Below are 25,044 nucleotides of genomic sequence, written 5' to 3' on the forward strand. Positions count from 1 at the left end.
GCCGGCACCATGAACATCACCCCCATCGACCTCACCCAGCGGCTCGGCGGCAAGGTCGCCGTCATCACCGGCGGTGCGAGCGGCATCGGCTTCGCGACCGCGCGCCGCTTCGCCGCGGAGGGCGCGCGCGTCGTGATCGGCGACATGAACCCGGAGGCGGGGGAAGCGGCCGCGTCCGAGGTCGACGGGCTCTTCGTGCAGGTCGACGTGACCGACGAGGCCCAGGTCAACGCCCTGTTCGACACCGCGCAGAGGACGTACGGCTCGCTCGACATCGCCTTCAACAACGCCGGGATCTCGCCGCCCGACGACGACTCGATCGAGACCACGGAGCTTCCGGCGTGGGATCGCGTGCAGGAGGTCAATCTCAAGAGCGTCTACCTGTGCTCGCGCGCAGCGCTGCGACACATGGTCGCCCAGCAGTCCGGCTCGATCATCAACACCGCGTCCTTCGTCGCCGTCATGGGCAGCGCAACGAGCCAGATCTCGTACACGGCGTCCAAGGGCGGCGTGCTCGCGATGACGCGCGAGCTCGGGGTGCAGTTCGCCCGTCAGGGCATCCGCGTCAACGCTCTGTGCCCTGGCCCCGTCAACACGCCGCTGCTGCAGGAGTTGTTCGCCAAAGACCCCGAGCGCGCCCAGCGCCGCCTCGTGCACATCCCGAAGGGCCGCTTCGCCGAGGCGGAGGAGCTCGCCGCCGCCGTCGCGTTCCTCGCGAGCGACGACGCGTCGTTCATCACGGGCTCCACCTTCCTCGTCGACGGCGGCATCAGCGCCGCCTACGTGACGCCCCTCTGAACGAGCACGCCGTGACCGAGCCCGCACCGACGCCCGAGGGGCTCGCTCTCGAGGCCTTCAGCCGACCGGTGCGGGGCGGCAACGCCTTCGAGGAGACCCTCGCGCGGCTCCTGCAGCTCATCCGGCTCGGCGTCGTGCCGCCCGGCGAGGCCCTGGCCCCCGAGCGCGAGCTCGCGGCGCGGCTCGAGGTGAGTCGCGACACCGTGCGCGAGGCGATCAGGGCGCTCGCCGAGGCCGGCTACGTCGAGTCGCGGCGGGGCCGCTACGGAGGGACGTTCGTGCGCGAGCCGCTTCCGCACCCCGAGGAGGGCCCGGGCGAACGCGTGTCGGCCGACGAGGTGCGGGATGCTTTGCTCGTTCGCGCGGTGCTCGAGGTCGGCGCAGCGAGGGCGGCGGCATCCACGCCCCTGACGGCGGCGCAGCGCGACGATCTGGCGACCCGCATGCGCGAGGTCGCAGCCGCGGACGGCGCCGAGTACCGTCGCCTCGACTCGCGACTGCACCTCACCCTCGCCGAGCTCGCCGGCAGCCCCACGCTCGTCTCGCTCATGGCCGACAACAGGATGCGCGTCAACGTGCTGCTCGACCGGATCCCGCTGCTCCCGCCGAACATCGCGCACTCGAACGAGCAGCACGAGCGCATCGTGTGGGCCGTGCTGTCGGGCGATGCGGACGGCGCCGCGGCCGCGATGGCCGAGCACCTCGAGGGCACGGCGTCGCTCCTGCGGGGGTTCCTCGCGTAGGGGCCTCCCGCCCGACGTGCCCGCCGACCCGATCGGCCCGCGGCTCAGGCGAGGTGCTCGCGCGCGAACGCGACCGTCTCGCGCAGCTCGGCGAGCCGAGCGCGGTCGTCGCGGCCGCAGTGCCGCGTGTTGAGCTCGGCGACGACGTCGCCCGCGAACCCGCTCGCGACCAGGTGCCGCAGGAGCGCCGCGACCGGCTGCCCACCCCGCCCCGGAACGAGATGCGCGTCGACGAGGCGGCCTCCCGCGTCTGGCGCCGCAGCGTCGCACAGATGGACGTGGTGCAGGCGATCGCCCCACGCGCGCGCCAGCTCGAGGGCCGAGACGCGCGCCATGCTCGCGTGCGAGACGTCGAGCACGAGGCGGTCGACGGCGAGCTCGCCCGGGTTCCAGTGCGGGGCGAAGGCGTCGCGCGCGCGGCCGCCCGCCGCGACGGGGAACATGTTCTCGACCGCGATCGTCACCCCCGAGGCGGTGGCGATCTCGGCGACGGCGGCTTCGAACACCGCGGCCCAGCGGCCCTGCCAGCGCCAGGGCGGGTGGGCGACGACCGTGGTCGCTCCCAGCTCTTCGGCGAGGGCGGCGGCCCGCTCGAGCTTCGTGCGCGGGTTGCGCCCGAAGACCAGAGTGCTGAAGAGCAGGACGGGGGCGTGGATGCTCAGCACGGGCATCCCGTACCGCGTCGACAGCGCACCGATCGTGCGAGCGCTCTGCGTCGCGCGGTCGCTCGTGATCATGACCTCGACGCCGTCGAACCCGGCATCGCGAGCCAGCAGGAAGGCGGGCTCGAGGCGGCGGGGGAGCACGCTCGTGGTGCCCATGCCGACCCGGATCATGCGCTCACCCTACGCAGACGGCCCCGCGCATCCGCCCTGCGTCCGTGTCTGAGAGAAAGGTGATATTCGGCTGATACCGTATCGAGCCGGCCGGGCGCGAAAGCGCGAGAGCCGTGATCGATACGGAACGAGCGTGCGGAAAGCGAGAGACATGAGCCAGCGCGAGGGCAGATTCGACTTCGTCGTCGTCTCCAACCGACTCCCCGTCGACAGAGTCGTCGAGGCCGACGGATCGACGACCTGGCAGCGGTCTCCCGGCGGACTCGTCACCGCTCTCGAGCCCGTCATGCGCGCCGCGGACGGCGCGTGGGTCGGCTGGCCGGGGAAGCCCGACGTCGAGGTCGAGCCCTTCGAGGCCGACGACATGCACCTCGTGCCGGTCTCGCTCACCTCGGGCGAGGTCGAGCGCTACTACGAGGGCTTCAGCAACGACACGCTCTGGCCGCTCTACCACGACGTCATCTCGCCGCCGGCGTTCCATCGCGAATGGTGGGAGACCTACAAGGAGGTCAACGAGCGCTTCGCCCGCGCGAGCGCCGAAGTCGCCGCCCCGAACGCGACGGTGTGGGTCCAGGACTACCAGCTGCAGCTTGTCCCGGCCCTCCTGCGATCGCTGCGCCCCGACCTGACGATCGGCTTCTTCAACCACATCCCCTTCCCGCCCTACGGCATCTACTCGCAACTGCCGTGGCGGCGCGCGATCGCCGAGGGACTCCTGGGCGCGGACGTCATCGGCTTCCAGCGCTCCTCCGACGCGGCGAACTTCTTCAGCGCGGTGCGGCGACTGTTCGGCTACGGTACGCGAAGTCCTGAGATTCGCGTGCCCGACGGAGCGGGTGGGCACCGGTCGGTCATCGCGAAGGCCTTCCCGATCTCGATCGACGTCGAGAGCTTCGAGGAGGTCGCCCGCCGACCCGAGGTCATCGAGCGCGCGCGCCGGATCCGGCAGGATCTCGGCGACCCAGCGACCATCATGCTCGGCGTCGACCGGCTCGACTACACGAAGGGCATCGGGCATCGCCTGAAGGCGTTCGGCGAGCTCCTGCGCGACAAGTCGGTGAGCACGGGGGACGTCACTCTCGTCCAGGTCGCGAGTCCCAGCCGTGAGCGCGTCGAGGCGTACATGCAGCTGCGCGACGAGATCGAGCTCACGGTCGGCCGGATCAACGGCGACTTCTCCACCATCAGCCACCCCGCCATCGCCTACCTGCACCACGGGTATCCGCGCGAGGAGATGGTCGCGCTCTACCTCGCAGCCGACGTCATGCTCGTGACGGCGCTTCGTGATGGCATGAACCTCGTCGCGAAGGAGTACGTCGCCTGCCGGCACGATGAGGACGGCGTGCTGATCCTGAGCGAGTTCGCGGGTGCCGCCGATGAGCTGCGCAACGCGCTCCTGGTGAACCCGCACGACATCGAGGGCATCAAGGAGGCCATGCTCCAGGCGATCGAGATGCCCAAACGCGAGCGCTCGACGCGCATGCGGGCCCTCCGCCGCCGCGTCCGCGAGAACGATGTCGCCCGCTGGTCGCAGACTTTCCTCGACACGCTCCGCCACGTCGGGCACCGCTGAGAGATGAGCGCGATGACCCCCGCCCCCGACTCGTCGCCGAGCCCCGGGCTCGACCCCGTTCTCATCGCCGAGCTCGACCGCATCGCCGCCGTTCCGACCCTCCTCGTCGCCCTCGACTTCGACGGCACTCTCGCGCCGCTCGTCGACGACCCCGATGACGCGCGCGCGCATCCCGCGGCCCGAGCCGCACTGGACGCCCTCGCCGCTCTGCCCGGCACGATCGTCGCGCTCGTCTCCGGCCGCTCGCTCGAGAGCCTCGCGCGAGTCGGCGAGGCGGCAGCCGCTCAGCCGCTCGTCGGCTCGCACGGCCTCGAGGTGCGCTTCGGGTCGGGGGATGCCCGCCCCGCCGTCGACGCCGCCGACGCCGATCGCGCGTCCGCTCTGCGATCGCGGCTCGAGCCCGTTGTGGTCGCCGTGCCGGGGGCGTGGATCGAGCCGAAGCCCGCAGGCCTCGCCGTGCATTCGCGACGCGTCGACGACCCCGAGTCGGTGCGCGCGCTCGTCGAGGCGCTGCACGCCGAGGCGGCCGCCGTCGACGCCGATCTGACCGTGCGCGACGGCCGCGATGTCGTCGAGTTCGCCGTCCGCGACGCGACGAAGGGAGACGGGCTGCGCGCGCTCGTCGAGCGCTTCGCGCCGGACGCAGTGCTCTTCGCCGGCGACGATGTGACGGATGAGGACGCGCTCGCCGCGCTCGGACCGGGCGACCTCGGCATCAAGGTGGGGGAGGCCGAATCCGTTGCCCGCCTGCGGGTGGCCGACGTCGCCGCGATGGCGACCGCTCTCGAGCGTCTCCTCCGCTCCCGCGAACGACTCACAGGCGCCGTTCGGTAAACTGGAGGCCGAGAGCGCCGGAACCGACGCCAGCCCTCTCCCGCCCGTGCCGCATCGACACTCGAGGGAGGACCCGTGTTCGTCCTCCTCGTGCTGTTCGGCATCGTCGCCCTCCTGCTGCCTGCGCTCACCCGGGGGCTCAAGAACCGCGTGTTCCTCCTCGCGGCGCTCGTGCCCTTCGCGGCCTTCGTCCACGCGCTCGCGTCCGGCCCCGGCATCCTCGCCGGTGAGAACCTCGCCGAGCGCGCCCCCTGGGTTCCTCAGCTCCAGCTCACGCTCGACCTGTTCATGGATCCGCTAGCGTGGGTCATCACGCTCATCGTCACGGGCGTCGGTGCTCTCGTCCTGCTCTACTGCGCCTCCTACTTCACGCCAGAGAGCGAGGGGATCGGTCGCTTCGCGGCGACGCTCACGGCGTTCGCCGGAGCGATGTACGGCCTCGTCCTCGCGGAGGACGTCTTCCTGCTCTTCGTCTTCTGGGAGCTCACGAGCGTCTTCTCCTACCTCCTGATCGGCCACTACCAGGGCAGGAAGGCCAGCCGAGGCGCGGCGCTGCAGGCGCTCATCACGACGACGCTCGGTGGGCTCGTCATGCTCGTCGGGCTCGTCCTCCTCGCCCACCAGTCCGGGAGCGCGAGCATCCCCGTCATCCTCGCCACGGCCCCGGACGGCCCGCTCACGACGACCGCGATCGTGCTCGTCCTCGTCGGGGCCCTCTCGAAGTCCGCCATCCTCCCCTTCCACTTCTGGCTGCCGGGCGCGATGGCGGCGCCGACCCCCGTGAGCGCGTACCTCCACGCCGCCGCGATGGTCAAGGCCGGCGTCTATCTCATCGCCCGCCTCGCCCCCGGCTTCGCCGACGTGGCGTCGTGGCGCGAGATCCTCGTCGCGCTCGGGCTCGCCACGATGATCCTCGGCGGATGGGTCGCGCTGCGCCAGACCGACCTCAAGCTGCTCCTCGCGTACGGCACGGTCAGCCAGCTCGGCTTCCTCGTCGTGATCACCGGCTGGGGGACGCGCGACGCGGCCCTCGCGGCCGGGGCGCTTCTCGTCGCTCACGCGCTCTTCAAGTCCACGCTCTTCCTCGTCGTCGGCATCATCGACCACGGCGCGGGCACGCGCGATCTCAGATCGCTCTCCGGCCTCGGACGGCGCGCGCCCGTGCTCGCGGGCATCGCGGCGCTCGCGCTCGCGTCGATGGCGGGCCTGCCCCCGCTCTTCGGATTCGTCGCCAAGGAGGCGGTGCTGCACGCGCTGGTCGTCGACGCGCGCGACGGCATGGCTCTCGCCGCGATCGCGGTCGTGGGCGTCGTCGTCGGCTCCGCGCTCACGGCCGCGTACAGCATCCGCTTCTTCTGGGGCGCGTTCGCGACGAAGCGCGACGTCGAGGATGTCGCGGCGCTCGATCACGTCGGCCCCGGCTTCCTCTTCGCGCCCGCCGTGCTCGCGATCGCGGGGCTCGCGCTCGGGCCCCTCGCCGCGCTAGCCGACGCCGGCATCGCTCCCGCCGCGGCCGAGCTGCCGGCGGTCGAGAGCGCCTCAGCCGAGGCTTACCACCTCGCCCTCTGGCACGGGCTCACGCTCGAGCTCGGCCTGTCGCTCGTTGCCGTTCTCGCGGGCCTCGCGATCTTCCTCGCGCGCGAGTCCATCGCTCGTCTCCACGCGCGCGTGCACAGCCCGGTGAGCGCCTCCGAGCTGTACTGGGACGCCATCGGCGGCGTCGACCGTCTCGCCGTCCGCGTCACGACGCTCACGCAGCGCGGCTCGCTGCCGTTCTACCTCGGCGTCATCCTCGTCGTCTTCGTGGCGGGCACCGGAGCGACTCTCCTCATCGGCTCGAGCGGACTCGGTGAGGTGCGGCTGTGGGACACTCCGGCTCAGGTCGCGATCGGGGTCGTCATGATCGCCTCCGCGGTCGCGGCGACGCGCGCTCAGAAGCGCTTCACCGCCGTCCTGGTGGTCGGTGTCACCGGGTTCGGGATGTCGGCCCTCTTCGCGATCATGGGCGCGCCCGACCTCGCGATCACCCAGATCCTCGTCGAGCTCGTGACGCTCATCGCCTTCGTGCTCGTGCTGCGTCGCCTGCCCGCTCAGCTCGGCGACCGGCACGGCAGCACGCGCAGAGTCCTGCGCGCGATCATCGCCATCGCCGCCGGCGCGACGATGGGCGTCATCGCCCTGGTCGCGGCTGGCGCGAGGACCGAGCAGCCCATCTCCCGGCAGTGGCCGGAGCTCGCCTACGTCATCGGCCACGGCAGGAACACCGTCAACGTCGCCCTCGTCGACCTCCGCGCGTGGGACACCCTCGGCGAGCTCGCCGTGGTCATCGCCGCGGCGACGGGCGTCGCGAGCCTCCTGTTCATCCGCGGTCGCGACGACGCTCTCCCGCGACCGGCGCGCGGTGCAGTGCGGCGCCGCGTCGAGCAGCGACTGGACCGCGTGCGCGAGCAGGGCCGCCCAGGGGAGGTGCGTAACGCCTGGATCCTGGCCGGGCCCTCGCTCGATCCTCGCAACCGCTCGATCCTGCTCGAGGTCGTCGTGCGGCTCACCTTCCACGCGACGATCGTTGTCTCCCTCTACCTGCTGTTCGCGGGCCACAATCTGCCGGGCGGCGGCTTCGCGGGCGGTCTCGTCGCAGGCCTCGCGCTCGTCGGCCGCTACCTCGCCGGCGGTCGCTACGAACTCGGGGCCGCTGCCCCGGTGGGCGCTGGCACCGTCCTCGGCACCGGCATGCTCCTCGCGGCCGGCACGGCGGCCGTTCCGCTGCTTCTGGGGGCGGATGCCCTGACCTCCGCCTTCGTCGAGGCCGAGCTGCCCGTCCTCGGGCACGTGGAGTTCGTCACGTCGACGATCTTCGACGTCGGCGTCTACCTCATCGTCGTGGGTCTCGTCCTCGACGTGCTCCGCAGCTTGGGCGCGGAGGTCGATCGCCAGGGCGACCCGGTCGAGCGCGCCGCGGCCCCCGCGGAGGGAGCCCGCTCATGACCGTCTCGCTCGTGCTCGTCGTCATCATGTCCGCGATGTACGCGTGCGCCGTGTACCTGCTCCTCGAGCGCAGCCTCACGAGGGTGCTCCTCGGGTTCCTGCTCGCGGGCAACGCGACCAACCTGCTCATCCTGATCATGGTGGGTGAGGCGGGCATCGCCCCGATCTACGACGAGTCGGTGGACCCGTCCGAGTACACCGATCCGCTTCCGCAGGCGCTCATCCTCACCGCGATCGTCATCACCTTCGCCGTCTCCGCATTCCTCCTCGCGCTCATCTACCGCTCGTGGCGCCTGGCGAACGCCGATGACTTCAGCGACGACGCGGATGATCTCGCCCTGCGAGAGGGGACCGTGCTGATCGAGGCGGAGGAGACCCTCCCCGAGGCATCCACCACCGACTTCCCGCTCGACCGGGAGGACTCGCGATGACAGCCCTCGTCCCCCTCGTCGTCCTGGTGCCGCTGCTCGGAGCGGCGCTCACGCTCGTCGTCGGCCGCCGCCCCCGCCCGCAGCGCATCATCGCGATCGGCGCCCTCGTCATCGAGCTCGTCATCGGCATCGTCCTGCTCATCCACGTCGACCAGGTCGCGCCGCTCGTGATGGAGGTCGGCGGCTGGCAGGCGCCGTTCGGCATCGTGCTCGTGGTCGACCGGCTCGCGGCGCTCATGATCGTCGTCTCGGCGATCGTTCTGCTCGCGGTCCTCGTATTCTCGGTCGGGCAGGGACTTGCCGACGGCGACGAGGAGACCCCGGTCTCGATCTACAACCCCACCTACCTCATCCTCACCACGGGCGTCATGGTGGCCTTCATCGCGGGCGACCTGTTCAACCTCTACGTCGGCTTCGAGATCCTGCTCGTCTCCAGCTACGTGCTCATCACGCTCGGCGGGACCGAATCCCGCATCCGGGCGGGCGTCACCTACGTGGTCGTGAGCCTGCTGTCGTCGCTGCTCTTCCTCGCGTCGATCGCGATGATCTACGGCGCGCTCGGCACCGTGACGATCGCCCAGATCGCGCAGCGCATCGACGAGCTGCCGGTCGACGTGCAGATCCTGCTGCACGTCATGCTCCTCGTCGCCTTCGGCATCAAGGCAGCCGTGTTCCCTCTGTCGTTCTGGCTTCCCGACTCCTACCCGACGGCGCCCGCTCCCGTCACCGCCGCTTTCGCTGGCCTCCTGACGAAGATCGGCGTCTACGCCATCATCCGCGTCGAGACGGTCATCTTCCCCGGGCCCGAGCTCAATCCGGCCCTCATGGTGCTCGCGCTGCTCACGATGGTCGTCGGCGCGCTCGGCGCGGTCGCGCAGGCCGACATCAAGCGGATCCTCTCATTCACCCTCGTGAGCCACATCGGGTACATGATCCTGGGCGTCGCGCTCGGCACGGCGGAGGGCACCGCGGCGGCGATCTTCTACATCGTCCATCACATCGTCGTCCAGACCACACTCTTCCTCGCCGCCGGTCTCATCGAGCGCGAGGCGGGCAGCACCTCCATCACGCGCATCGGCGGGCTGCTCGCGAGCGCGCCCGTCGTCGCCGCTCTCTTCTTCATCCCCGCCCTGAATCTCGGGGGCATCCCGCCCTTCTCCGGCTTCCTCGGCAAGCTCGGACTCTTCCAGGCGACCGCGCAGCAAGGGGATGCCCTGGCCTACGCCCTCATCGGCGCCGGAGCCCTCGTCTCCCTGCTCACCCTCTACGCCCTCGTTCGCGTCTGGAACCTCGCGTTCTGGCGCTCGTCCGACGCCGTGGAGGGTGACGAGTCGCGCCTCCTCCGCTCGGTCGAGGAGGCGCCATTGAGCACGTCGACCGTCTCGGGAGCCCGCACCACCCCGCGCCTCATGACCCTCTCGACGGCGGGTATGGTCGTGGTCGGCATCGGGCTCACCGTCTTCGCCGGCCCGGTCTACGGCGTTGCGACCCGCGCGGGCGAGAAACTCGACGGGCCGGGCGCGTACATCCAGATGGTATTCCCGCTCTCGACCGAGGAGGGGAGCCCGCGTGACTGACCGGGAGCCGCGAGTGCTCGAGCGCGAGCGCGTGCCCATCCGGCAGCAGCTGCCGCTGCTGATCGCGCTCGTCCTGCTCTGGATGACGCTGTGGGGCTCCGTGGCTCCGCTCACGATCCTCACCGGAGTGATCGTGGCCCTCCTCGTCACCCGCGCGCTCTACCTGCCGCCCGTCGCGCTCTCCGGACGGTTCCACCTCGGCTGGATGCTCGCCTTCCTCGTCCGCTTCGCCGCCGATCTCGTCGTCGCCTCCTTCGAGGTCGCCTGGTACGCCTTCCGACCACGAGGGGTGAGCCGCAATGCCGTCATCCGCGTCGATCTCACCACCCGCAGCGATCTCGTGCTCACCGGCACGGCGCTCGCCGTCTCGCTCGTCCCCGGCTCGGTCGTGCTCGAGGTCGATCGGCCGAACTCGGTGCTCTACGTGCATTCGCTCGGCGTCGACTCTCCTGAGCGCGTCGAGCGCACGCGCGCCCATGTGCTCGACTACGAGCGGCGCCTCCTGCGAGCGATCGGCTCGCCCGAGGAATGGGAGGCGGTGCGGTGAGCACTCTCGTCATCGTCGCGAGCTCGATCCTGGCGATCGCCGCCGTCGTCGCGCTGTGGCGGGTGATCCGCGGCCCGAGCATCGTCGACCGGGTCATCGGCTCCGACGTGCTGCTGACCACGCTGATCCTCGTCGTGGGCACAGAGATGGTCGCCACCGGTCACACCCGCACGATCCCGCTCATGGTCGTGCTCGCCGCGACGGCGCTCCTCGGCACGGTCGCCGTCGCCCGGTTCGTGACCCGCCCGGAGGGGACGGCGACGAACGCCGACGCCTCGACCCCCGCATCCTCCCGTCCTGACGAGACCGAGAAGGGAATGGACTGATGGCCGACGCCGAACCCCTCTCGAGCATCCTCGACAGTGCCGCGGGCGTCCTGCTCGTCGGCGGGGCGCTCCTGTCGCTCGCGGCCGCGGTCGGTCTCGTCCGCTTCCCCGACGCGCTCAGCCGCCTGCACGCCGCCACCAAGCCGCAGATCCTCGGCCTCGTGCTCGTCGTCGTCGCGCTCGCGCTCAGCCAGCGCAGCTGGTCGGCGCTCCTGCTGCTCACGCCGGTGATCGTGCTGCAAATGCTCACCGCGCCCATCTCGGCGCACATGGTGGGTCGCGCCGGCTACCGCACGGGCGATTTCGACGCCTCGACCCTCGTCGTGGACGAACTGGCGGCGGATGTCGCCGACGCGGGCCGCTCGGATCTCCCGGGCTCGGCCGAGCCGACCGATCGCGCGACCCGTCGATCGCCCCGGCTTGATGCGTCGGCGGAGCCCTCCGGCGAGGCCTAAACTCGACCCATGTCGGAGATCGACCACAAGCCCCGTTCCCGCGTCGTCACGGACGGCATCGAAGCCACCACCTCGCGCGGCATGCTGCGCGCCGTCGGGATGGGCGACGACGACTGGGACAAGGCCCAGGTCGGCATCGCGAGCTCGTGGAACGAGATCACGCCGTGCAACCTCTCGCTCGGGCGCCTCGCACAGGCCGCGAAGGAGGGAGTGCACGCCGGTGGCGGGTACCCCCTGCAGTTCGGCACGGTGAGCGTCTCGGACGGCATCTCGATGGGCCACGAGGGCATGCACTTCTCGCTCGTGAGCCGCGAGGTCATCGCCGACAGCGTCGAGACCGTCATGCAGGCCGAGCGCCTCGACGGGTCCGTCCTCCTCGCCGGCTGCGACAAGTCGATCCCCGGCATGCTCATGGCGGCGGCGCGCCTCGACCTCGCGAGCGTCTTCCTCTACGCCGGCTCGATCGCGCCCGGCTGGGTGAAGCTCAGCGACGGCACCGAGAAGCCCATCACGATCATCGACTCGTTCGAGGCGGTGGGCGCCGTCAAGGCCGGGAAGATGAGCGCGGAGGACGCCCGCCGCATCGAGTGCGCCTTCGCCCCCGGCGAAGGCGCGTGCGGCGGCATGTACACCGCCAACACGATGGCCTCGGTCGCGGAGGCGCTCGGGCTGAGCCTGCCGGGGTCGGCGAGCCCCGCGAGCTACGACCGCCGCCGTGACATGTACGCCCACCGCTCGGGCCAGGCCGTCGTCAACCTGCTGAACAGGGGCATCACCGCCCGGCAGATCCTGACGAAGGAGGCGTTCGAGAACGCCGTCACGGTTGCTATGGCGCTCGGCGGCTCGACGAACGTCGTGCTGCACATCCTCGCGATCGCGAACGAGGCCGAGGTGCCCTTCACGCTCGACGATTTCAACCGCATCGGCAACCGGGTGCCGCACATCGGCGACCTCAAACCCTTCGGCAAGTACGTCATGAACGACGTCGACCGTCAGGGCGGCCTCCCCGTGCTCCTCAAGGCCCTCCTCGACGCGGGCCTCCTGCACGGCGACGTCATGACCGTGACGGGGAAGACGATGGCCGAGAACCTCGCCGAGCTGAACCCCGACCCGCTCGACGGGGAGGTGCTCCGCTCGCTCGACAACCCCATCCATGCAACGGGCGGCATCACCATCCTCCACGGCTCGTTCGCGCCCGAGGGCGCGGTCGTGAAGACCGCCGGATTCGACGCGACGGTCTTCGAGGGCCCCGCTCGCGTGTTCGAGCGCGAGCGCGCTGCGATGGACGCGCTGACGAACGGCCAGATCTCCGCCGGCGACGTCGTCGTCATCCGCTACGAGGGCCCCAAGGGTGGGCCAGGCATGCGCGAGATGCTCGCGATCACCGCGGCCATCAAGGGGGCGGGGCTCGGAAAAGATGTACTACTCTTGACCGACGGTCGATTCTCAGGCGGCACAACCGGACTGTGCATCGGCCACATAGCTCCCGAAGCGGTCGACGCCGGTCCGATCGCCTTCGTGCGCGATGGTGATCTCATACGGGTCGATATCGCTGCTCGCTCCCTCGACCTACTGGTCGACGCAGCCGAGCTGGAGGCGCGCCGCACCGGCTGGGCGCCCCTGCCTCCGCGCTACACCCGTGGCGTTCTCGCCAAGTACTCGAAGCTCGTGCGCTCCGCTGCGGAGGGCGCGGTCACCGGGTAGTCAGACGCTCACCCTTCCTCGCACACGACCTCAGGACTCCTTCATGTCTACGGAAGCAACCCCCGTGCCTGGCCCGTCCGTGCAGTCCCGCTCCGAGCCGCCCGTGCTCACCGGGTCGGGCGCGATCCTCGCTTCTCTCGAGAAGCTCGGCGTCACCGACGTCTTCGGCCTCCCGGGCGGCGCGATCATGCCGTTCTACGACGAGCTCATGGCCTCCACCGCCATCCGCCACATCCTCGTCCGCCATGAGCAGGGCGCCGGTCACGCCGCCGAGGGCTACGCCGCCGCGAGCGGCCGCCTCGGCGTCTGCATCGCCACCTCCGGCCCCGGCGCGACGAACCTCGTGACGGCGATCGCGGATGCCTACATGGATTCGGTGCCGCTTCTCGCGATCACCGGCCAGGTCTTCTCGACCTCGATGGGCACGGATGCGTTCCAGGAGGTCGACATCACGGGCATCACGATGCCCATCACGAAGCACTCCTTCCTCGTCACCAAGCCCGAGGACGTGGCCGGCGTGCTCGCCGCCGCCGTGCACATCGCCACGACCGGCCGCCCCGGCCCCGTGCTCGTCGACGTTACGAAGGACGCCCAGCAGAAATCGGCCCCGTTCATCTGGCCGCCGAAGATCGACCTGCCCGGGTACCGCCCGGTGACGAAGGCGCACGGCAAGCAGATCAACGCCGCCGCCCAGCTCATCGCCGAGTCGCGCCGCCCGGTGCTCTACGTCGGCGGCGGCGTCGTCCGCGCCGGCGCGCACGCCGAGCTGCTGCGCTTCGCGGAGGAGACCGGCGCGCCCGTCGTCACGACCCTCATGGCGCGCGGCGCGTTCCCCGACTCGCACCAGCAGAACCTCGGCATGCCGGGGATGCACGGAACCGTGCCCTCCGTGCTCGCCCTGCAGGAGAGCGACCTGCTCATCGCCCTCGGCGCCCGATTCGACGACCGCGTCACCGGTAAGGTGAGCGAGTTCGCTCCGCACGCCAAGGTCATCCACGTCGACATCGATCCGGCCGAGATCGGCAAGATCCGCGCCGCCGACGTGCCGATCGTGGGAGACGCCCGTGAGGTGCTCCTCGACCTGCTGCCCGCGTACCGCGATGCGACGAAGGCGGTGAAGCCCGACTTCTCCGACTGGTGGAAGCGCATCGAGAGCCTCCGCACGCAGTACCCGCTGGGCTACACGCTGCCCGACGACGGCCTGCTGTCGCCGCAGTGGGTCATCGAGAAGATCGGCGAGCTCTCCGGCCCCGAGGCGATCTACGCCGCGGGCGTGGGCCAGCACCAGATGTGGGCGGCGCAGTTCATCAAGTACGAGCGCCCCGGCGCGTGGCTGAACTCCGGCGGCGCCGGGACGATGGGCTACGCCGTGCCCGCCGCGATGGGCGCGAAGGTCGCCCAGCCCGACCGGCTCGTGTGGGCGATCGACGGCGACGGCTGCTTCCAGATGACCAACCAGGAGCTCGCGACCTGCACGATCAACGAGATCCCGATCAAGGTCGCCGTCATCAACAACTCCTCCCTCGGCATGGTCCGCCAGTGGCAGACGCTGTTCTACGACGGCCGCCACTCGTTCACCGACCTCAACACCGGGCACGACACGGCGATGATCCCCGACTTCATCAAGATGGCCGACGCCTACGGCGCGCTGGGCATCCGCGTGACGAAGCCGGAGGAGGTCGAACCGGCCATCCGCCTCGCGATGGAGACCAACGACCGCCCCGTCGTCATCGACTTCATCGTCAGCCGCGACGCGATGGTGTGGCCCATGGTCCCGCAGGGGGTCGGCAATTCGCAGGTGCAGTACGCGCGCGATCACGCGCCCGAGTGGGAGAGGGAGTAACCGATGTCGCACCACGTGCTCTCGCTCCTCGTCGAGGACAAGCCCGGTCTGCTCACGCGCGTCGCGGGGCTGTTCGCCCGCCGCGGATTCAACATCATCTCGCTCGCCGTCGGCACGACGGAGGTGCCGGGGCTCTCCCGCATCACGGTCGTCGTGGATGTCGAGGGCCTGCCCCTGGAGCAGGTCACCAAGCAGCTCAACAAGCTCGTCAACGTGCTCAAGATCGTCGAGCTCGACGCGACCCAGTCGGTGCAGCGCGAGCACATGCTCATCAAGGTGCGCGTCGACTCGACGACCCGTTCGCAGATCCTCGAGGCCGCGACGCTCTTCCGGGCGCGCATCGTCGACGTCGCGACGGACGCGCTCGTGATCGAGGTCACGGGCGACACCGCGAAGGTCGAGGCCCTGCTGCGCGTGCTCGAGCCCTACGGCATCAAGGAGATCGCGCAGTCGGGCCTGCTCGCCATGGGCCGCGGCTCGAAGAGCATCAGCGAGCGCGTCCTCAAGAACTCGTGACGTCCGCCCCGGGCGCCGCACGGACATCCCACCGAACCCACACCACAAGGAGACAATTCTCGTGACCGAGATCTACTACGACAAGGACGCCGACCTCGCTCTCATCCAGAGCAAGAAGGTCGCGATCGTCGGCTACGGCTCGCAGGGGCACGCCCACGCGCAGAACCTGCGCGACTCGGGCGTCGAGGTCGTCATCGCGCTCAAGGAGGGCTCGAAGTCGGTCGCCAAGGCGCACGAGGACGGCTTCACCGTCAAGACCGTCGCCGACGCCGCCGAGTGGGCCGACGTCATCATGATCCTCGCGCCCGACCAGTACCAGCGCTCGATCTACACCGAGAGCATCCAGGGCGCCATGAAGCCGGGCAAGACGCTCGCCTTCGCGCACGGCTTCAACATCCGCTTCGGCTACATCGACGCGCCCGAGGGCGTCGACGTCATCCTCGTCGCGCCCAAGGCCCCTGGCCACACGGTGCGCCGCGAGTTCGTCGCCGGCCGCGGGATCCCCGACATCGTCGCCGTCGAGCGCGACACCACCGGCCACGCCTGGGATCTCGCGCTCTCGTACGCGAAGGCCATCGGCGGCACGCGCGCGGGCGTCATCAAGACGACCTTCACGGAGGAGACCGAGACCGACCTGTTCGGCGAGCAGGCCGTGCTCTGCGGCGGCACCTCGCAGCTCGTGCAGTACGGCTTCGAGGTGCTCACCGAGGCCGGCTACCAGCCCGAGATCGCCTACTTCGAGGTGCTGCACGAGCTCAAGCTCATCGTCGACCTCATGTGGGAGGGCGGCATCGCCAAGCAGCGCTGGAGCGTGAGCGACACGGCCGAGTACGGCGACTACGTCTCCGGCCCGCGCGTCATCGACCCCTCGGTGAAGGAGAACATGCAGGCCGTGCTCGCCGACATCCAGTCGGGCGCGTTCGCCAAGCGCTTCATCGCCGACCAGGACGCGGGCGCGCCCGAGTTCCGCGAGCTGCGCGCGAAGGGCGAGCAGCACCCCATCGAGGAGACGGGCCGCAAGCTGCGCGCGCTCTTCGCGTGGAAGCAGCAGGACGCGGACTACGTCGACGGCAGCGCTGCGCGCTAGGTCGCACGCTCGCACGACGGCCGGTCGCCCCACGGGGCTACCGGCCGTCGTCGTTGCGGAGCTCGCCCGCCGCTTACGCGCACTGACCGGCGTTCATCGGCGCATCTCGTCCTGCTGGGGGCAGTTCGTGCGCCCTCGGGCGCACGAACTGCCCGAAAGAGTACGGAGTGCGTGCGGACAGCGCCGCAGCAGGTCGCCACGACGCGCAGGAGTGCGACGCGCAGGAGTGCGACGCGCAGGAGTGCGACGCGCAGGAGTGCGACGCGCAGGAGTGCGACGCGCAGGAGTGCGACGCGCAGACGCGAACGCGGCTCAGCGCGGGGGAGTGGCGGCCCCCGCCGCGTGCTCGGGGCCGTACTCGTCCTTCCAGCGGATCGTCGGCTCGGCCTGCGGGCGCGGCCCGCGGCGCCCCGTGAGCAGCCACACCCCGAGGGCGATGAGCCCCTCGACGTGCGAGGCGAGGAACGCGCCGAGCACGAGCGGGGCGTAGAGCGCCCCGAGGTACGCGGCCGCGATGACGAGACCCGCCGCGGGCCCCCACGGCGCGGCGAGCAGAGCGGGCGCCGCGAGCATCACGAGCCACCACGGCCCGAGCCCGCCGGCATCGACGATCGCGAGCACGGTCGCCGCGATGAGCCACAGCGCCCCGACCGCGACCTGCGCGAACAGCAGCCGACCGAGCGCGCCGCCGTGGCGCAGCCAGCTCTCGAGCCCGACGGCGGCCCACATGACGCGCGCCCGCAGCAGGTGGATGCCGTTGTCGATGAGTGCGACCCGGAAGAGGTCGTCGGCGATGCGCCGCCGCGGGAGGCGCTCCGCGACGGGCGCGCGCCGGGCATCCTCGACCATCGCGTCGTGCAGGATCGCCGGGAGCGTCTGCGGGCCGTAGTTCGCGATGAGTCCCCACAGGAACGGCGGCACCGACGCGAAGTCGGTCGAGTTGCCGAGCGTCGGCGGCCGCGAGACGTCGTGCGCGGGCACCGTCACGACCGAGCCGTCGCGCGGGTCGCGGTACGCGAAGGCCTCTGTGACCTGGAAGTCGCGCCCCATCCTGTACAGCAGCGGCACGCCTTCGAGCGGCCGCCCGTCGGCGGTGATGAACGGCATGTCGACCCCCTCCGGCTCGACGCTACCCGGCCCCTCCGACCCTCAGCGGGCGTCGTCCCGAGGGTCGGTAGGGTGGCCGCATGACCGCCGACCGCCGCGAGGACGCCCTCGACTGGGGCGACCCGGATGACCCGAGCTGGGTCGATCCGGGCCGCGACGATCGAGTCGACGCCGACGAGCCCGCGCCCGGCGATGAGGGGGCGGATGCCCGCGACGGCGCCGCCGCGCCCATCGCGACCGCCGCATCCCCCGCCGATCGCCGCCGCAGCGCCGTGACGGCGGCGACGGGTCTCCTCGCCGGGGTGTACCTGGCCTACTCGGTCGGATGGATCCTGTCGATCGGCTCCCTGCCCCTGACAGGCGCGACGCTGCTGATCGAGGTCATGTACCAGTTCGGCGAGTTCCTCGCGATCATCGCGTGCGCGCTGTGGTTCGGCGCCGTCATGGCGCTCACGCGCGGTGGCCGGCCCGCCGTGCGGATCGGCTGGCTCGCGCTCGGCACGCTCGTGCTCGCGCCGTGGCCGCTACTGCTGGCGGTGCTGTCGTGAACGCCGAGGCGCAGGATGCGCCCGCCGCCGCCCGCCCCCGCTTCGGCGCGAGCCGGGTCGCCGTGACGATCGCGCTCGGGCTTCTCGCCGCCTGGTTCCTCTTCGACGGCGTCTCCAATCTGCTCGCCCTGCCGCAGCAGTTGCGTGCGCTCGGCCTCGCCGACCGCACGCCGTGGCCCGTTCTGGCAGCGAGCGTGCTCGCGCCACCCGTCATCTTCGCCCTCGGGCTCGTCGTGGGGCGGCGTCAGACTCTCACGCGGTTCACGCTCGTGCTCATCGTCGCGCTCGCGACGATCGCCACGACGCGATTGAGCCTCGTCGCCGCGGCCTCGGCGATCGTCACGGGCTGAGCCGGTGCGAGGCCGCGCGCCCGTCGTCGCGCTCGCAGAGGTGGTGCAGCGGCCCGGCGCCGCGGCCGACATCGAGCACCTCGGCCGCGCGCAAGGCTCTGCCGAGCCACTGCTTCGCTCGGGCGAGCGACCGCGACCAATCGCGCTCGCCCACCTGCAGGGTCGCGAGCGCCGACGACAGCGCGCAGCCCGTGCCGTGCGTGTGGGGCGTGGCGACGCGCGGCGCCGATGCCTCGGTCAGCCGAGGCGCGTCGCCGCCGCGCGGCTCGACGAGAACGTCCACGGCGAGATCGCCGGTGCCGTCGCCGCCGGTGAGCAGCACGCGCGAACCCCACAGCGCGGTGGCGTCGACGGCATCGTCGACGGCATCGGCCCACGACGCCCGGCGCGGTCGCCCGAGCAGCGCGGCGAGCTCGTCGCGGTTCGGCGTCATGATGTCGACCCGTTCGATGAGCGCTCGCATGCCGCCGATCGCGACGGGCGAGGTGAGGGTGCGACCCGTCGTCGCGCGCAGCACGGGATCGAGCACGACGATCGGCGGTCGGGCGCGATCGAGCCAGGCCGCGACCGCGCGCGCCGCCGCGGCGCTGCCGAGCATGCCGATCTTCACCGCGTCGATCTCGACGTCGTCGCTCACGGCGTCGAGCTGGGCTGTCAGCAGTCGAGCGCTCACCGGCCGCACGGCCCGCACGTCCGTCGTGTTCTGGGCGACGATCGCCGTGATCGCGGCCATCGCGTAGCCGCCGTGAGCGCTGATGGTCTTGATATCGGCCTGGATTCCCGCGCCGCCGGTCGGGTCGGTGCCGGCGATCGCGAGCACTCGCGGCGGCCCGTCCCTCACGGGCCCCACGCCGTGACGAGTCGTCGGGCCGCGCCGTGGGCGTCGTCGGCACCGCCGATCGCCGAGGCGACGGCGACACCCGCGGCCCCCGCACGACGCAGAGCGGGCAGATCGTCGGCCTCGATGCCGCCGATCGCGATGCACGGCAGCGTCGTGCTCGCCACGAGCGCGCCGAGCCCCTCGATGCCGAGCGGGGCGGGGTGGTCGGGCTTGGTGGGGGTCTCGCGCACCGCACCGACCCCGAGGTAGTCGACGCAGCCCGGCGGCAGTCGTTCGATCTCGTCGAACTGCTGCGGCGTCTGCGCCGAGACGCCCACGATCGCCTCGGCGCCGACGAGCCGCCGAGCGAGCACGGCGGGCACGTCGTGCTGGCCCAGGTGCACGCCGTGCACCAGCGCGTGCGCAGCGTGCGCGGCGAGGAACACGTCGACGCGGTCGTTCATGATCACCGTCGCGCGATCGCCGACCGCGCGGGCGACGGCCGAGAGCAGCTCAAGCTGACGCGCGGCCGAACCGAGCTTGTCGCGCACCTGCACGGTGCGGACGCCGGCGGCGACCGCCTGCCGCACCACCTCGACGAACCGCCCGTCGCCGCAGACCGCGTGGTCGGCGACGAAGTAGACCCCGCTCGGCGTCGGGCGCCGGTCGCTGAGCTCGACCGTCACGCCAGCAGCGCTCGCGCCCGAACGCCCTCGCCGTCGATGCCGGCGAGGGCGTCGAGGAAGGCGGGTGCGAAGCTGCCCGGCCCGGCCGAGCGCTCGGCTGCGATCTCCGCGGCGATCGTGTAGACCGCGCTGGCGGCGACGACGGCGACCAGGGGATCGCCGCCGGCCGCCAGGAAGGCCGCCATGACTGCGCCGAGGGCGCATCCGCCGCCGGTCATGGTCGTCAGTCGCGCGTGGCCGGTGCGCACGAGAACCGTGCGCTCGCCGTCGGTGACGAGGTCGACGGCGCCCGAGACGGCGACGACCGCGCCGAAGCGTCGGGCGAGCGCCTCGGCGGCCTCGGCGGCGGCGTCGACGCTGTCGGTCGCATCGACGCCGCGCCCGCCCGCGCCGACGCCGGCGAGCGCCATGATCTCGGAGGCGTTGCCGCGGATCGCGGTGGGCCGGGCGGCGGCGAGCTTGCGGGCGAGCGCCGTCCGCACGGGCAGCGCCCCCACGGCGACCGGGTCGAGCACCCAGGGCGTTCCCGCCGTCGACGCGGAGCGCACCGCGTGCTCCATCGCCGCCCGCTGCTCTGCGTGCGGAGTGCCGAGGTTGACGAGCACGGCCGAGGCGACGCCGGCGAAGAGGCCGGCTTCCTCGGGGATGTCGACCATGGCGGGAGCGGCGCCGAGAGCGAGCAGGATGTTCGCGGTCGCGTTCGCGACGACCACGTTCGTCAGGCACTGCACGAGCGGCGCGCTCTCGCGCACGAGCTCGAGCCGGTCGGCGACATCGTCGGCCGGGACGACGGTGCTCGCGGCATCAGCGCTCGTGGCGGAGGCGACGACCGCGCTCATCGCGACTCCTCCGCGATGCTGACGACCGGAGCGTCGAGCAGGATGCGCCCGCCGCGATCGACGAACTCGCGCGCTTTGCGACGCATGCCCTCCTGCCGATCCTCCTCCGACAACCCGCCGAACTCGGTACGGATGTCTTGCGAGATGCGCATCGAGCAGAACTTCGGCCCGCACATCGAGCAGAAGTGCGCGGTCTTTGCCGGCTCGGCCGGCAGCGTCTCGTCGTGGAACGCCTCGGCGGTCTCGGGATCGAGCGAGAGGGCGAACTGATCTCGCCAGCGGAACTCGAAGCGAGCCTTCGACAGCGCGTCGTCGCGGTCCTGCGCCCCGGGGTGCCCCTTGGCGAGGTCGGCGGCGTGCGCGGCGATCTTGTAGGTGATGACGCCCGTCTTCACGTCGTCGCGGTTCGGCAGCCCCAGGTGCTCCTTCGGAGTCACGTAGCAGAGCATCGCGGTGCCGTAGCGGGCGATCTCGGTCGCCCCGATCGCCGAGGTGATGTGGTCGTAACCCGGCGCGATGTCGGTCACGAGAGGGCCGAGCGTGTAGAACGGGGCGCCGTCGCACAGCTCCTGCTGTCGCTCGACGTTCTCGCGCACGAGGTGCAGCGGCACGTGGCCGGGCCCTTCGACCATGACCTGCACGTCGTGCTGCCACGCGCGCTTGGTGAGCTCGGCGAGCGTGTCGAGCTCGGCGAACTGCGCGGCGTCGTTGGCATCGGCGATCGAGCCCGGCCGAAGTCCGTCGCCGAGCGAGAACGCCACGTCGTAGCGTGAGAGAATCTCGCACAGCTCGTCGAAGTGGGTGTACAGGAAGTTCTCGCGGTGGTGCGCGAGGCACCAGCCGGCCATGATCGAGCCGCCGCGCGAGACGATGCCCGTCACGCGGTCGGCAGTCAGCGGCACGTAGCGCAGCAGAACCCCGGCGTGCACCGTCATGTAGTCCACGCCCTGCTCGCACTGCTCGATGACGGTGTCGCGGTAGACCTCCCAGGTCAGCGCGCTCGCATCGCCGCCGACCTTCTCGAGGGCCTGGTAGAGCGGAACGGTGCCGATGGGCACGGGGGAGTTGCGGATGATCCACTCGCGCGTCGTGTGGATGTCGTCGCCCGTCGAAAGGTCCATGACGGTGTCGGCGCCCCAGCGGGTCGCCCATTGCAGCTTGTCGACCTCCTCGGCGATCGAGCTCGTGACGGCCGAGTTGCCGATGTTGGCGTTGATCTTCACGAGGAACGCCTTGCCGATGATCATCGGCTCGGATTCGGGGTGATTGATGTTGCTCGGGATGATCGCCCGGCCCGCCGCGACCTCGCTGCGCACGAGCTCGACGTCGCAGCCCTCGCGCAGCGCGACGAAGCGCATCTCGGAGGTGATCTCGCCGCGTCGCGCATAGTGCATCTGCGTCACCCGACGGCCCGGCAGCGCGCGGCGCGGGGCGGGCTTGGCGCCGCGCCACTCGGCCGAGGCCGCGCCCCGGCGGATCGCCGCCCGGCCGTCGTCGAGCAGCGAGCGCTCGCGGCCGGCGTACTGCTCGGTATCGCCGCGATCCGCGATCCAGCCGGCGCGCACCGGCGGGAGGCCGACGACGGGATCCCCGCCCGGCCCCTCCGTGCGGTAGACCTCGAGCGGCGGATTGTGCTCGCCGTTCGGCGAGGGCGAGAGCGCGATCGAGGTGACGGGAACGGCGATGCCGTGCTCGTCGTGATGGTGCGAGAGAGTGCGTGCAGTATGCACGGAGCGGCCCCTTCTTCCTTCGCCGGCATGACCCGGACAGGTTCGAACGGTCCCGGGCGGCGTCAGCCCGGTTCTCAGCCCTCTGCCTCAGGGCTCCCGCGTGTGGATGCCGCCTACGGTAGCGCACGCCGCGCCCGGCCCGCACGCCCCGGCCCCGCGCATCCTCTGATCAGGCGATCGCGACCCAGAGCACGACCGCGATGAGCGCGACCTGCGCGATGAGCCGGGGCCAGAACGGCACAGCGATGCGCCCGAAGCGCTCGGGGTGCTTCGCCGCGTAGGCGTTGGCCGGGAATACGCACACGAGGAACACAGCGAGCGCGACGCCGGCCGCGACCCGCGTCGGCTCCCACAGCAAGCCGAGGCCGCCGGCGATCTCGCACGCGCCCGTGATCCACACGAGCCAGCGGGCGGAGAGGAGCCGATTCCGCAGGGCGGGAGGAATGATCGCGGCCATGCCGCGCACGAGGACCGGTACGAAGTGGAGGGCGCCCATGGCGATGAACAGCGCCGCCGTGATTGCGCGCGCGAGCTCGACGGGCGTCATGGCCGCCATTCTGCCTGCGATACCCTGAGAGCACCGATCGCCCCCGCCGGTGCGCGGCGATCGCACACCACCACCTCTCCTCGTTTCGCGTACACCCCTGCGTTAGGACCGTCCTCGTGACCAAGCCGGTTGTGCTCATCGCCGAAGAACTCTCCCCCGCCACGGTCGATGCCCTCGGGCCCGACTTCGAGATCCGTCAGGTCGACGGCACCGACCGCCCGGCGCTGCTGTCAGCGCTCGCGGACGCGAGCGCGGTGCTCATACGGTCGGCGACGCAGATGGACGCCGAGGCGATCGCCGCGGGCCGTCAGCTCAAGGTCATCGCCCGCGCGGGCGTCGGCCTCGACAACGTCGACGTGAAGTCGGCGACGACCGCGGGCGTCATGGTCGTCAACGCCCCGACCTCCAACGTCATCTCGGCTGCCGAGCTCGCGGTCGGCCACCTGCTCGCCCTCGCGCGGCACATCCCCGACGCGAACGCCTCGATGAAGCGCGGCGAGTGGAAGCGCTCGGCCTTCACGGGCGTCGAGCTGTACGAGAAGACGGTCGGCATCGTCGGCCTGGGCCGCATCGGCACGCTCGTCGCCCAGCGTCTCGCGGGCTTCGGCGTCGAGCTCGTCGGCTACGACCCCTTCGTCCCGCCCGCGCGCGCTCAGCAGCTCGGCGTGACCCTGCTGAGCCTCGACGAGCTCATGGAGCGCAGCGACTTCATCACCATCCACATCCCGAAGACGCCCGAGACGACGAACCTCATCAGCACGGCCCAGTTCGGGAAGGCCAAGCCCGAGCTGCGCATCGTCAATGCCAGCCGCGGCGGCATCATCGACGAGGATGCCCTGCGCGAGGCGCTCGCCACCGGCCGCATCGCCGGGGCGGGCCTCGACGTTTTCGTCTCCGAGCCGCCCGTCGGCTCGCCGCTGCTCGACCTTCCCTCGATCCAGCTCACCCCGCACCTCGGGGCATCGACCGACGAGGCGCAGGAGAAGGCCGGCGTCTCGGTCGCGAGGTCGGTGCGCCTCGCGCTCGACGGCGAGCTCGTGCCCGATGCGGTCAACGTGGCGGGCGGCGTCATCGATCCGAGCGTGCGCCCGGGCATCCCGCTCATGGAGAAGCTCGGCCAGGTGTTCGCGAGCCTCGCCGATCACGCCTTCGCGAGCATCGACGTCGAGGTGCGAGGCGAGATCGTCGAGCACGACGTCAGCGTGCTCAAGCTCGCCGCGCTCAAGGGCATCTTCGGGCGCATCTCGAGCGAGCAGGTCAGCTACGTCAACGCGCCGCTGCTCGCCGAGCAGCTCGGGGTCGCCGTGCGTCTCATCGCCGACGCGACGAGCGAGGAGTACCGCAACCTGCTCACGGTCCGCGGCGCGCTCGCGGACGGCACGCAGCTCTCAGTATCGGGCACGCTCGTCGGCGCGAAGCAGGTCGAGAAGATCGTCGAGATCAACGGCTACGACGTCGAGGTGCCGATGGCCGAGCACTTCATCGTCATGCTCTACACCGATCGTCCCGGCATCGTGGCGGTCTACGGCAAGGAGTTCGGCGAGGCGCAGATCAACATCGCCGGCATGCAGATCGCCCGCCACGAGGCCGGCGGCCCCGCGCTGAGCGTGCTGACGGTCGACTCGCGCGTGCCCGAGGAGCTGTTGGAGCGCGTGCGCGCCGCGATCGACGCGACCGTCATGCGCGAGATCACGATCATCGACGGCTGAGCGCGCTCGACGCGACAGGCCGCGCACACGACGACGGCGCCGCCCCCACCAGGGGAACGGCGCCGTCGTCGTAGTCGGGCGTGTTCGCGCTAGACGATGTCGTCGCGGCGCGTGACGCGGTCGCCCGTGACCGGGTCGACCGTCGTGTGCGACGTCGACGTGGAGCGGCGACGGCTCATCAGCACGACGCCGATGATGACCGTCACGACGCCGGCGACCATCAGGATGTACCCGATCGTCGACAGCTCGATCCAGTCGAGGCTGACGTTCACAGCGAAGGCGAGGATCGCCCCCAGTGCGAACAGGAAGATTCCGAATCCGATGCTCATGGTGGAGCTCCTTCCGTATCCGAGAGAGAACCTAGCGTTACCTGGACGCTTCGCGAAAGCCCTCCGCGGCGCGACGATCGGCGCACGCGATAGCCTAGAGAGCCCTCGCGCCCCGGAATTCCGG

At 71.2% G+C, this 25,044-nt stretch carries 25 protein-coding genes; 17 read left to right on the forward strand and 8 right to left on the reverse strand.

All coding sequences use genetic code 11. The features are described 5' to 3' along the window. Positions 1–9: 9 nt before the first annotated feature. A complete protein-coding gene (locus FHX53_RS00230; RefSeq protein WP_220476062.1) occupies positions 10–798 on the forward strand; it encodes a 3-oxoacyl-ACP reductase in 789 nt (262 codons plus the stop codon). A gap of 11 nt (positions 799–809) precedes the next feature. Beyond that, positions 810–1,541, forward strand: coding sequence for an FCD domain-containing protein (locus FHX53_RS00235; RefSeq protein ID WP_182489097.1), 732 nt, complete (start codon positions 810–812; stop codon positions 1,539–1,541). A 44-nt stretch (positions 1,542–1,585) separates the two neighbouring features. On the opposite strand, the gene FHX53_RS00240 is transcribed toward FHX53_RS00235, so the two are convergent. Next, on the reverse strand, positions 1,586–2,377 hold the full coding sequence (locus FHX53_RS00240) for a sugar phosphate isomerase/epimerase family protein (protein WP_182489099.1): 792 nt from the start codon (positions 2,375–2,377) through the stop codon (positions 1,586–1,588). A gap of 151 nt (positions 2,378–2,528) precedes the next feature. On the opposite strand from FHX53_RS00240, the gene otsA reads away from it, so the two are divergent. The 12 genes from otsA to ilvC all read left to right on the forward strand — a co-directional run bounded on the left by otsA (position 2,529) and on the right by ilvC (position 16,255). Further along, positions 2,529–3,950, forward strand: a complete 1,422-nt coding sequence (otsA, locus tag FHX53_RS00245) for an alpha,alpha-trehalose-phosphate synthase (UDP-forming) (RefSeq protein ID WP_182489100.1) — start codon at positions 2,529–2,531, stop codon at positions 3,948–3,950. Between the two features lie 12 nt (positions 3,951–3,962). Beyond that, positions 3,963–4,784, forward strand: a complete 822-nt coding sequence (gene otsB, locus FHX53_RS00250) for a trehalose-phosphatase (protein ID WP_182489102.1) — start codon at positions 3,963–3,965, stop codon at positions 4,782–4,784. Between the two features lie 75 nt (positions 4,785–4,859). Further along, the gene (locus tag FHX53_RS00255; protein ID WP_182489104.1) at positions 4,860–7,769 is read left to right on the forward strand and encodes a Na+/H+ antiporter subunit A; all 2,910 of its coding nucleotides are present in this window, start codon (positions 4,860–4,862) and stop codon (positions 7,767–7,769) included. Beyond that, positions 7,766–8,200 (forward strand): Na(+)/H(+) antiporter subunit C, encoded by a 435-nt coding sequence (locus tag FHX53_RS00260; RefSeq protein WP_182489106.1) that lies wholly within the window; start codon positions 7,766–7,768, stop codon positions 8,198–8,200. Before FHX53_RS00255 ends, FHX53_RS00260 begins: the two co-directional genes overlap by 4 nt. Further along, positions 8,197–9,777, forward strand: a complete 1,581-nt coding sequence (locus FHX53_RS00265; RefSeq protein WP_182489108.1) for a Na+/H+ antiporter subunit D — start codon at positions 8,197–8,199, stop codon at positions 9,775–9,777. The genes FHX53_RS00260 and FHX53_RS00265 overlap by 4 nt, the downstream gene beginning before the upstream one ends. Continuing rightward, the gene (locus FHX53_RS00270; protein ID WP_182489110.1) at positions 9,770–10,324 is read left to right on the forward strand and encodes a Na+/H+ antiporter subunit E; all 555 of its coding nucleotides are present in this window, start codon (positions 9,770–9,772) and stop codon (positions 10,322–10,324) included. The genes FHX53_RS00265 and FHX53_RS00270 overlap by 8 nt, the downstream gene beginning before the upstream one ends. Further along, positions 10,321–10,650: an MrpF/PhaF family protein gene (locus tag FHX53_RS00275; RefSeq protein ID WP_343050705.1), complete on the forward strand. Its 330-nt coding sequence runs from the start codon at positions 10,321–10,323 to the stop codon at positions 10,648–10,650. The genes FHX53_RS00270 and FHX53_RS00275 overlap by 4 nt, the downstream gene beginning before the upstream one ends. Continuing rightward, entirely contained in the window at positions 10,650–11,105 is a 456-nt protein-coding gene (mnhG, locus tag FHX53_RS00280) for a monovalent cation/H(+) antiporter subunit G (RefSeq protein ID WP_182489114.1), read from the forward strand. The genes FHX53_RS00275 and mnhG overlap by 1 nt, the downstream gene beginning before the upstream one ends. A gap of 9 nt (positions 11,106–11,114) precedes the next feature. Further along, a complete protein-coding gene (gene ilvD / locus FHX53_RS00285; protein ID WP_182489116.1) occupies positions 11,115–12,809 on the forward strand; it encodes a dihydroxy-acid dehydratase in 1,695 nt (564 codons plus the stop codon). A gap of 43 nt (positions 12,810–12,852) precedes the next feature. Next, the gene (locus FHX53_RS00290; RefSeq protein ID WP_182489118.1) at positions 12,853–14,652 is read left to right on the forward strand and encodes an acetolactate synthase large subunit; all 1,800 of its coding nucleotides are present in this window, start codon (positions 12,853–12,855) and stop codon (positions 14,650–14,652) included. A 3-nt stretch (positions 14,653–14,655) separates the two neighbouring features. Then, positions 14,656–15,168 carry an acetolactate synthase small subunit gene (gene ilvN, locus FHX53_RS00295; protein ID WP_182489120.1) on the forward strand — a complete coding sequence of 171 codons (513 nt, stop codon included), beginning with the start codon at positions 14,656–14,658 and terminating at the stop codon, positions 15,166–15,168. 61 nt (positions 15,169–15,229) lie between these two features. Continuing rightward, a complete protein-coding gene (gene ilvC, locus FHX53_RS00300) occupies positions 15,230–16,255 on the forward strand; it encodes a ketol-acid reductoisomerase (protein WP_182489122.1) in 1,026 nt (341 codons plus the stop codon). Between the two features lie 312 nt (positions 16,256–16,567). Here ilvC and FHX53_RS00305 read toward each other — a convergent pair whose 3' ends face one another. Continuing rightward, positions 16,568–17,362: a DUF1353 domain-containing protein gene (locus tag FHX53_RS00305; RefSeq protein ID WP_182489124.1), complete on the reverse strand. Its 795-nt coding sequence runs from the start codon at positions 17,360–17,362 to the stop codon at positions 16,568–16,570. A gap of 80 nt (positions 17,363–17,442) precedes the next feature. Here FHX53_RS00305 and FHX53_RS00310 point away from each other — a divergent pair, with 80 nt between their 5' ends. Both FHX53_RS00310 and FHX53_RS00315 read left to right on the forward strand, forming a co-directional pair. Next, complete coding sequence (locus FHX53_RS00310; protein WP_182489126.1) at positions 17,443–17,910, forward strand: hypothetical protein; 468 nt, start codon at positions 17,443–17,445, stop codon at positions 17,908–17,910. Next, complete coding sequence (locus tag FHX53_RS00315; protein ID WP_182489128.1) at positions 17,880–18,260, forward strand: hypothetical protein; 381 nt, start codon at positions 17,880–17,882, stop codon at positions 18,258–18,260. The genes FHX53_RS00310 and FHX53_RS00315 overlap by 31 nt, the downstream gene beginning before the upstream one ends. On the opposite strand, the gene thiD is transcribed toward FHX53_RS00315, so the two are convergent. The 5 genes from thiD to FHX53_RS00340 all read right to left on the reverse strand — a co-directional run bounded on the left by thiD (position 18,250) and on the right by FHX53_RS00340 (position 22,882). Beyond that, positions 18,250–19,110, reverse strand: coding sequence for a bifunctional hydroxymethylpyrimidine kinase/phosphomethylpyrimidine kinase (thiD, locus tag FHX53_RS00320; RefSeq protein WP_182489130.1), 861 nt, complete (start codon positions 19,108–19,110; stop codon positions 18,250–18,252). The genes FHX53_RS00315 and thiD overlap by 11 nt on opposite strands. Continuing rightward, the gene (gene thiE, locus FHX53_RS00325) at positions 19,098–19,766 is read right to left on the reverse strand and encodes a thiamine phosphate synthase (protein ID WP_182489132.1); all 669 of its coding nucleotides are present in this window, start codon (positions 19,764–19,766) and stop codon (positions 19,098–19,100) included. Before thiE ends, thiD begins: the two co-directional genes overlap by 13 nt. Continuing rightward, positions 19,763–20,605: a hydroxyethylthiazole kinase gene (gene thiM / locus FHX53_RS00330; RefSeq protein WP_182489134.1), complete on the reverse strand. Its 843-nt coding sequence runs from the start codon at positions 20,603–20,605 to the stop codon at positions 19,763–19,765. The genes thiE and thiM overlap by 4 nt, the downstream gene beginning before the upstream one ends. Continuing rightward, positions 20,602–22,335, reverse strand: a complete 1,734-nt coding sequence (gene thiC, locus FHX53_RS00335; protein ID WP_182489136.1) for a phosphomethylpyrimidine synthase ThiC — start codon at positions 22,333–22,335, stop codon at positions 20,602–20,604. Before thiC ends, thiM begins: the two co-directional genes overlap by 4 nt. A gap of 169 nt (positions 22,336–22,504) precedes the next feature. Then, a complete protein-coding gene (locus FHX53_RS00340) occupies positions 22,505–22,882 on the reverse strand; it encodes a DoxX family protein (protein WP_246335366.1) in 378 nt (125 codons plus the stop codon). A 116-nt stretch (positions 22,883–22,998) separates the two neighbouring features. Between FHX53_RS00340 and serA the strand changes: the two genes are divergently transcribed. Continuing rightward, positions 22,999–24,591, forward strand: a complete 1,593-nt coding sequence (gene serA / locus FHX53_RS00345; protein WP_182489140.1) for a phosphoglycerate dehydrogenase — start codon at positions 22,999–23,001, stop codon at positions 24,589–24,591. An 89-nt stretch (positions 24,592–24,680) separates the two neighbouring features. On the opposite strand, the gene FHX53_RS00350 is transcribed toward serA, so the two are convergent. After that, positions 24,681–24,920 carry a DUF6458 family protein gene (locus FHX53_RS00350; RefSeq protein WP_182489142.1) on the reverse strand — a complete coding sequence of 80 codons (240 nt, stop codon included), beginning with the start codon at positions 24,918–24,920 and terminating at the stop codon, positions 24,681–24,683. Between the last annotated feature and the right edge of the window lie 124 nt (positions 24,921–25,044).

The organism is Microcella alkalica, from assembly GCF_014137945.1.
GTDB classification, from domain to species: Bacteria; Actinomycetota; Actinomycetes; order Actinomycetales; family Microbacteriaceae; genus Microcella; species Microcella alkalica.

Bases quoted from the DNA above. Each gene is read 5' to 3' on its own strand.
- FHX53_RS00265 (WP_182489108.1), top strand. From the start codon at position 8,197: ATGACAGCCCTCGTCCCCCTCGTCGTCCTGGTGCCGCTGCTCGGAGCG.
- FHX53_RS00310 (WP_182489126.1), top strand. From the start codon at position 17,443: ATGACCGCCGACCGCCGCGAGGACGCCCTCGACTGGGGCGACCCGGAT.
- FHX53_RS00290 (WP_182489118.1), top strand. From the start codon at position 12,853: ATGTCTACGGAAGCAACCCCCGTGCCTGGCCCGTCCGTGCAGTCCCGC.
- FHX53_RS00240 (WP_182489099.1), bottom strand. From the start codon at position 2,377: ATGATCCGGGTCGGCATGGGCACCACGAGCGTGCTCCCCCGCCGCCTC.
- otsB (WP_182489102.1), top strand. From the start codon at position 3,963: ATGACCCCCGCCCCCGACTCGTCGCCGAGCCCCGGGCTCGACCCCGTT.
- FHX53_RS00350 (WP_182489142.1), bottom strand. From the start codon at position 24,920: ATGAGCATCGGATTCGGAATCTTCCTGTTCGCACTGGGGGCGATCCTC.
- FHX53_RS00305 (WP_182489124.1), bottom strand. From the start codon at position 17,362: ATGCCGTTCATCACCGCCGACGGGCGGCCGCTCGAAGGCGTGCCGCTG.
- FHX53_RS00230 (WP_220476062.1), top strand. From the start codon at position 10: ATGAACATCACCCCCATCGACCTCACCCAGCGGCTCGGCGGCAAGGTC.
- FHX53_RS00260 (WP_182489106.1), top strand. From the start codon at position 7,766: ATGACCGTCTCGCTCGTGCTCGTCGTCATCATGTCCGCGATGTACGCG.
- ilvD (WP_182489116.1), top strand. From the start codon at position 11,115: ATGTCGGAGATCGACCACAAGCCCCGTTCCCGCGTCGTCACGGACGGC.
- thiM (WP_182489134.1), bottom strand. From the start codon at position 20,605: ATGAGCGCGGTCGTCGCCTCCGCCACGAGCGCTGATGCCGCGAGCACC.
- mnhG (WP_182489114.1), top strand. From the start codon at position 10,650: ATGGCCGACGCCGAACCCCTCTCGAGCATCCTCGACAGTGCCGCGGGC.
- otsA (WP_182489100.1), top strand. From the start codon at position 2,529: ATGAGCCAGCGCGAGGGCAGATTCGACTTCGTCGTCGTCTCCAACCGA.
- ilvN (WP_182489120.1), top strand. From the start codon at position 14,656: ATGTCGCACCACGTGCTCTCGCTCCTCGTCGAGGACAAGCCCGGTCTG.
- FHX53_RS00340 (WP_246335366.1), bottom strand. From the start codon at position 22,882: ATGACGCCCGTCGAGCTCGCGCGCGCAATCACGGCGGCGCTGTTCATC.